Here is a 6,162-nt window from a genome sequence, read left to right on the forward strand (position 1 = left end):
CGAGTGCTGCTCGGGTGCGGTGCTCGGGCGTGGTGCTCGGGGCGGTGCGGCTCAGGCGGGCGCGGCGGGCGGGGAGGTGGGGACCTCCACCCAGACGATCTTGCCCCGGCGGGTGGGGGTGACGCCCCAGCGGCCCAGCGTGGCGACCACGCGCATGCCGTGCCCGCCGGCGCCGTCCGGGCGCGCCTGCACGACGCGGGGGTGCTCGGGGCTGTCGTCCTCCACCTCCACGCGCAGCGCGCCGGGCAGGTCGAACAGCCGCAGCCCCACCGGCCCCCAGCCGTGCAGGACGGCGTTGGCCACGAGCTCGGAGACCACGATCTCCGCCTGCGGACCGACGCCCAGGCCCCACACCGCGCAGGCGCGCAGCGTGGCGTGGCGGGCCTTGCCCACCGAGGACGGCTCCGAGGGCAGCTGCCAGCGGCGCCGCCGGGGCGTGTCCGCGACGCGCTGCGCCGGCTCCCCCACCTCCTCGGGCACCCGCACCACGACGATCGCCGTGTCGTCCTCGGGGGACTCGCCCAGGCCCTGCAGCAGCTCCTCGCCGATGCCGGCGGCGTCGTGGGCGCGGCTGGCGGCCAGCAGCTCGACGAGGACCTCCATGCCGTCGCGCATGGGCCGGTGGCGCGCCTCGATGAGGCCGTCGGTGTAGAAGACCAGCACGTCGCCCGGGCGCAGCGCCCGCTCGCGGGTGGGCCGGGGCCGCTCGCCCAGGCCGACCAGGGTGCCGGTGGCGTCGCTGAGGACCTCCACCACGCCCGTGCCCCCGCCGGCGCGCCGCAGCAGCGGCGGCAGGTGCCCGGCGCTGCTCCAGGCCACCTCCCAGCCGCCGTCGTCCAGGCGCTGCAGGGTCGCGTACACCAGGCTGGCCATCCGCGGGATGCTCACGCCCGCGGCGAGCTGGTCCACGCGCATGAGCACGCTGCCCGGGTCGTCCAGCTCCTGGGCGGCCGAGCGCACCACCGAGCGCATCTGGCCCATCGCGGCCACGGCCTCCACGTCGTGGCCCACCACGTCGCCGATGACGACGCCGGCGCTGCCGTCCGGGGCCCGCAGGACGTCGTACCAGTCGCCCCCCACCTGCGCGTGGTCGGCGTTGGGCGCGTAGAAGGCCCACACGTCCAGGCCCTCCACCGCGGTGTCCTCCGGCAACATGCTGCGCTGCAGCGTTTCTGACAACTCGTGCTCCCGTGCGTGCAGTCTCGCGTTCTCCACCGCCAACCCTGCGCGGTGCGCGGCGGCGCGCAGGACGGCCCCGTCCTCGCCCACCACCGCGTCCTCACCGGGTACGACGACCAGCCACCCCAGGACGTGCCCGCGCCCGGGCAGCGCCACCACCGACACCCCCGGGCCCGCCGGGCTCGTCAGCCGCTCCAGCCACGCCGAGGCGCTGCCCGGCGCCCCGCCGGCCAGCGGCCGCAGCCGCGGGCCGCCGGGCCCGGGCGCCTCCAGCAGCGGGTCGTCGCCGCGCGCGCCCGGCGGGCGGCGCCACACCCGCCCCAGCAGCCCCTCGAAGGGCTCCCCCGCCGCGGCGACCACCTCGACCTCGGTGCTCCCGCCGCGGGCGTGCGGCTCGTCGGCCAGCGCCACGAGCGCGGCGCGCGCCACCGTCCCGGTCAGCGCCCGGACGGTGGCGCCGAGCCCGGTCACCACCGCCTCGCGGGTCAGCGCGGGCGCGGCGAGCGCGTCCAGCGCGCGCAGCGGGTCCGCCGCCGCTCCCGCGCGCCCGGGCGCGGTGACGTCGGCGTGCCAGGTGACGACGCGGCGCACCGCCCCGGAGCGCTCGCGCAGCGGGGTGGCGCGCACCCGGTGCAGGAAGCGGGTGCCGTCGGCGCGCTCGTCGGGCACCGTGGCGGACACCGCCCGCCCCGAGAGCACCGCGCCGCGCAGCCCGGAGCGGTCGGCCTCCCCGCCGGGCAGCAGCCGCGACGGGCCCGCGCCGCGCGCGGCGGCGGCCGCCACCCCGGTCACGCGCGTGAAGGCCGCGTCCACCCACTCGACCTCGCCGTCGCACCCCCGCTGCGCCTCGGCCGCGGAGGGCAGGGCGAGCAGCGCGGCGCCGGGCACGAGCGCCACCGCGGCGCCCGGCGCCACCGGGGCGCCCTCCACCGCGTGCAGCGACAGCAGCGCGCGGCGGGCACCGTCCGGCGCGCGGCGGGGGGCGTCCACCGGCGCCACGACGAGCCACCAGCGGCCCGCGACCGGCTCCCCGGGCACCGGCACGGCCAGGGCGCGCGCGGCGACCTGCGCGGGCAGCCCCGCGGCGCGGCAGAAGCCGGGCAGGTCCGCGGGCAGGTCCGCGGGCGGACCCGGGGGCACGGCAGCGCCCGGATCGGCGGAGGGGTCCGCACCGACGCCCGCCAGGTGCGCGGCGCCGTCGTCCGCGGCGAGGACCACCGCGTCCCCGCCGTGCGCGGGCAGCTCCAGCAGCAGCACGGCGGCCGGTGCGTCGCGCAGCAGCAGGCGCTGCGGTCGGCTGCCGGACATCGGTGGGGCTCCTCGCGTGGCTGGTGCGTCGCAGGTGCGCGACGGCGACCTCGACCTCGCTGGATAGCATGCAGTGGGCCTCGACCCGCCGCGCGCCGAGGGTGTCCGCGCTCCCCCGAGGAGGGACACGTCGCGCTGCGGGGGCGTCGTGACCTACTGTGCGGCGACGAGCCGCGCCGACACCGGCTGCCTGCAGCCAACGGGCACGGCCACCAGCGCGGTACTGCGGAGGGACGATGACGAACGACGCGACACCCCCGGGGGACACGTCCCGCATGCCCGAGGTGCGCTCCGTGGACCCCGGGTCCGTGCACGTGCTCTACGAGCCGCGCGCCACGCGGGTCGTGCTGACCGGGGAGATCGACGCCGAGCTGGGCCCCGACCTGCTCGAGGCCGCCGAGGACGCCCTGTCCTCCGGCCGGCCCCTCCAGGTCGACGCCCACCACGTGACCTTCATGGACTCCACCGGCCTGGCCTTCCTGGCCCGCCTGGCCTCGCGCTCGCGCGGGCGCCGCGTGACGCTGATCCGCCCGCCCGCGGTGGTGAAGTTCCTCATCGAGACGACCAACATCGTGCAGCTGCTCGACGTGGTCGACGAGGAGCCGCGCCCGGGCGCCGACACGTCCGGCAGCGCCTACGACGACGGGCCCGAGCCGGCCTGACGCCGCTGCCCCGGGCCACCGGGGTCCCCCGGTCGGATCCTCGCCCGGGCGGGCAGGGGTGCCCGGCGGCATGCCGACGCCCGCGCACCCCGACCACGACGAACCCGACGCACGCCGGCCCGGACCCCCGCGCGGGGCCCGGGCCGGCGGGACGTCACTTCAGGCGCTGGCCGGCGCTGCGCAGGGACTGCGCGGCCTCGACGACGCGGGCCGCCATGCCGGTCTCGGCGACCTTGCCCCAGGTGCGCGGGTCGTACTGCTTCTTGTTGCCGACCTCGCCGTCGACCTTGAGCACGCCGTCGAAGTTGCGGAACATGTGCTCGGCGACGGGGCGGGTGAAGGCGTACTGGGTGTCGGTGTCGACGTTCATCTTGACGACGCCGTGGTCGACGGCGGCGGAGATCTCCTCGGGCAGGGAGCCGGAGCCGCCGTGGAAGACGAGGTCGAACGGCTTGTCCTTGCCGACCTCCTTGCCGACCTCCTCCTGGATCTGCTGGAGGATCTCGGGGCGCAGCTTGACGTTGCCGGGCTTGTAGACGCCGTGGACGTTGCCGAAGGTGAGGGCGGTGAGGTAGCGGCCCTTCTCTCCGGTGCCGAGGGCGCGCACGGTGGCCAGGGCGTCGTCGACGGTGGTGTAGAGCTTGTCGTTGATCTCGTTGGCGACGCCGTCCTCCTCGCCGCCCACGACGCCGATCTCGACCTCCAGGATGATCCTCGCGGCGGCGGCCTTGCCGAGCAGCTCCTCGGCGATCTGCAGGTTCTCCTCCAGCGGGACCGCGGAGCCGTCCCACATGTGGGACTGGAACAGCGGGTCGCGGCCGCCGTCGACGCGCTCCTGGGAGATGGCGAGCAGGGGGCGGACGTAGCTGTCGAGCTTGTCCTTGGGGCAGTGGTCGGTGTGCAGGGCGATGTTGACGCCGTAGCCCTTGGCGACGTGGTGGGCGTACTCGGCGAGGGCCTGCGCGCCCAGGACCATGTCCTTGACGGTGGTGCCGGAGAGGAACTCGGCGCCGCCGGTGGACACCTGGACGATCCCGTCGCTCTCGGCCTCGGCGAAGCCGCGGATGGCGGCGTTGAGGGTCTGCGACGAGGAGACGTTGATGGCGGGGTAGGCGAAGGAACCCGCCTTCGCGCGGTCCAGCATCTCGGCGTAGACGTCCGGGGTGGCGATGGGCATGTCGACTCCTCGTCGTGGCGGCTCTGGCGTGCTGATCCTTCCACGAGGGGCGGGTGCGGGGCAGGAGGGTCGGCAGAGGTGCGCGTCACGGTGCGCGTCACGGTGCGCGTCACGGTGCGCGTCACCGTGCGCGGCGGCGCGGGCGCGCTGCGCGGCGGGATCGGGGGCCGGGGCGGTCCCGAGGTGCCGGACGCGGTGCGCGGTGCCAGCGTGGGGGCATGACCGACACGCAGCTGCAGGGCAAGAAGGTGGCGTTCCTGGTCGCCCCGGAGGGCATCGAGCAGGTGGAGCTGACGGAGCCGTGGAAGGCGGTGCAGGCCGCCGGCGGCGAGCCGGTGCTGATCTCGACGCAGCCGGGGCAGGTGCAGGCGTTCGACCACCTGGACAAGGCGGACACCTTCGACGTGGACGTGGTGGTCTCCGACGCCACGGTGGGCGACTACGACGCGCTGGTGCTGCCGGGCGGGGTGGCGAACCCGGACGCGCTGCGCACGAGCGGGGAGGCGGTGGCGTTCGTGGGCCAGTTCGCGGCGTCCTCCAAGCCGATCGCGGCGATCTGCCACGCGCCGTGGACGCTGGTGGAGGCGGACGCGGTGCGCGGGCGGCGGATGACGTCGTGGCCGAGCCTGCGCACGGACCTGCGCAACGCGGGCGCGGAGTGGGTGGACGAGGAGGTCGTGGTGGACACCTCGGGCCCGGGGCCGCTCATCACGAGCCGCAAGCCGGACGACCTGGACGCGTTCTCCAAGACCCTGCTGGAGCACCTGGCGGGGGCCGGGGCGTGAGCGAGGTCCGCCTCGGCTACACGTGCATGGGCGAGCAGTCGGACCCGCGCTGGCTGGTGCGCGACGCCGCCGCCGCGGAGGAGGCCGGCTTCGACCTGCTGGTCTTCTCCGACCACTACTCCCCCTGGCTGACCTCGCAGGGGCACGCGCCGTACACCTGGAGCGTGCTGGGCGCGGTCTCGCAGGTCACCTCCCGCGCGGAGCTGATGACGTACGTGACGTGCCCGACGCTGCGGTACCACCCGGCGGTGGTGGCGCAGAAGGCCGCCACGATGGGGGTGCTCTCGGAGGGGCGCTTCACGCTGGGGCTGGGCTCGGGCGAGAACCTCAACGAGCACGTGGTGGGCCACGGCTGGCCGGCCGTGGAGGAGCGCCACGACATGCTCGTGGAGGCGCTGGAGATCATCTCCACGCTCTTCGACGGCGAGCTGCTCAGCTACGCGGGCGAGCACTTCCGGGTGGACTCGGCGCGGTTGTGGGACCTGCCCGAGCGGCGGGTGCCGATCGCGGTGGGCGTGTCGGGCGAGAAGTCGTGCACGCGCTTCGCGCCGCTGGCCGACCACCTGATCGCGGTGGAGCCGGACGGCTCGCTGGGCCCGCTGTGGGACGGCGCGCGCGACCCGGCGCAGGCGGCGACGAGCCGGCGCATCGGGCAGATGCCGGTGTGCTGGGACGCCGACCGGGACGCGGCGGTGGCCCGCGCGCACGAGCAGTTCCGCTGGTTCGCCGGGGGCTGGAAGGTGAACGCGGACCTGCCGACGACGGCCGGGTTCTCGGGGGCCAGCAAGTACGTGCGCCCGGAGGACGTGGCCGAGCAGGTCCCGTGCGGGAACGACGTGGACGCGATCGTGGAGGCGGCGGGCGCGTTCTTCGAGGCGGGGTTCACCGACCTGGCGCTGGTGCAGGTGGGCGGCGAGCACCAGGAGGACTTCCTGCGCGCGGCGTCCTCGGAGATCCTGCCGGCGCTGCGCGAGGCGGCCTCCTCGCAGGACCCCTCGCCGAGCTGACCGGCGCGCCCGCGGCGGCCCCGCGCGACCGGCACCGCCGGTCG

At 76.3% G+C, this 6,162-nt stretch carries 5 protein-coding genes; 3 read left to right on the forward strand and 2 right to left on the reverse strand.

The features are described 5' to 3' along the window. Positions 1 to 51: 51 nt before the first annotated feature. Positions 52 to 2,487, reverse strand: coding sequence for an ATP-binding SpoIIE family protein phosphatase (locus ACRYR7_RS12655; protein ID WP_432572456.1), 2,436 nt, complete (start codon positions 2,485 to 2,487; stop codon positions 52 to 54). Between the two features lie 293 nt (positions 2,488 to 2,780). Here ACRYR7_RS12655 and ACRYR7_RS12660 point away from each other — a divergent pair, with 293 nt between their 5' ends. Then, entirely contained in the window at positions 2,781 to 3,149 is a 369-nt protein-coding gene (locus ACRYR7_RS12660; protein WP_432572457.1) for an STAS domain-containing protein, read from the forward strand. 154 nt (positions 3,150 to 3,303) lie between these two features. Here the strand turns inward: ACRYR7_RS12660 and fbaA are convergent, their stop codons facing one another. Further along, on the reverse strand, positions 3,304 to 4,326 hold the full coding sequence (gene fbaA, locus ACRYR7_RS12665) for a class II fructose-bisphosphate aldolase (RefSeq protein ID WP_432572458.1): 1,023 nt from the start codon (positions 4,324 to 4,326) through the stop codon (positions 3,304 to 3,306). Between the two features lie 218 nt (positions 4,327 to 4,544). On the opposite strand from fbaA, the gene ACRYR7_RS12670 reads away from it, so the two are divergent. Together ACRYR7_RS12670 and ACRYR7_RS12675 are read left to right on the forward strand one after the other, a co-directional pair. Then, entirely contained in the window at positions 4,545 to 5,111 is a 567-nt protein-coding gene (locus ACRYR7_RS12670; protein ID WP_432572459.1) for a type 1 glutamine amidotransferase domain-containing protein, read from the forward strand. Further along, positions 5,108 to 6,118, forward strand: a complete 1,011-nt coding sequence (locus ACRYR7_RS12675; RefSeq protein ID WP_432572460.1) for a TIGR03557 family F420-dependent LLM class oxidoreductase — start codon at positions 5,108 to 5,110, stop codon at positions 6,116 to 6,118. The genes ACRYR7_RS12670 and ACRYR7_RS12675 overlap by 4 nt, the downstream gene beginning before the upstream one ends. Positions 6,119 to 6,162: the final 44 nt, after the last annotated feature.

Origin of the sequence: Kineococcus gurbantunggutensis, assembly GCF_050871925.1 — a bacterium.
GTDB lineage: Bacteria > Actinomycetota > Actinomycetes > Actinomycetales > Kineococcaceae > Kineococcus.

What these genes read in the sequence shown, in the direction of transcription:
- ACRYR7_RS12655 (WP_432572456.1), bottom strand. Translation starts at nt 2,487, where the DNA reads ATGTCCGGCAGCCGACCGCAGCGCCTGCTGCTGCGCGACGCACCGGCC.
- ACRYR7_RS12670 (WP_432572459.1), top strand. Translation starts at nt 4,545, where the DNA reads ATGACCGACACGCAGCTGCAGGGCAAGAAGGTGGCGTTCCTGGTCGCC.
- fbaA (WP_432572458.1), bottom strand. Translation starts at nt 4,326, where the DNA reads ATGCCCATCGCCACCCCGGACGTCTACGCCGAGATGCTGGACCGCGCG.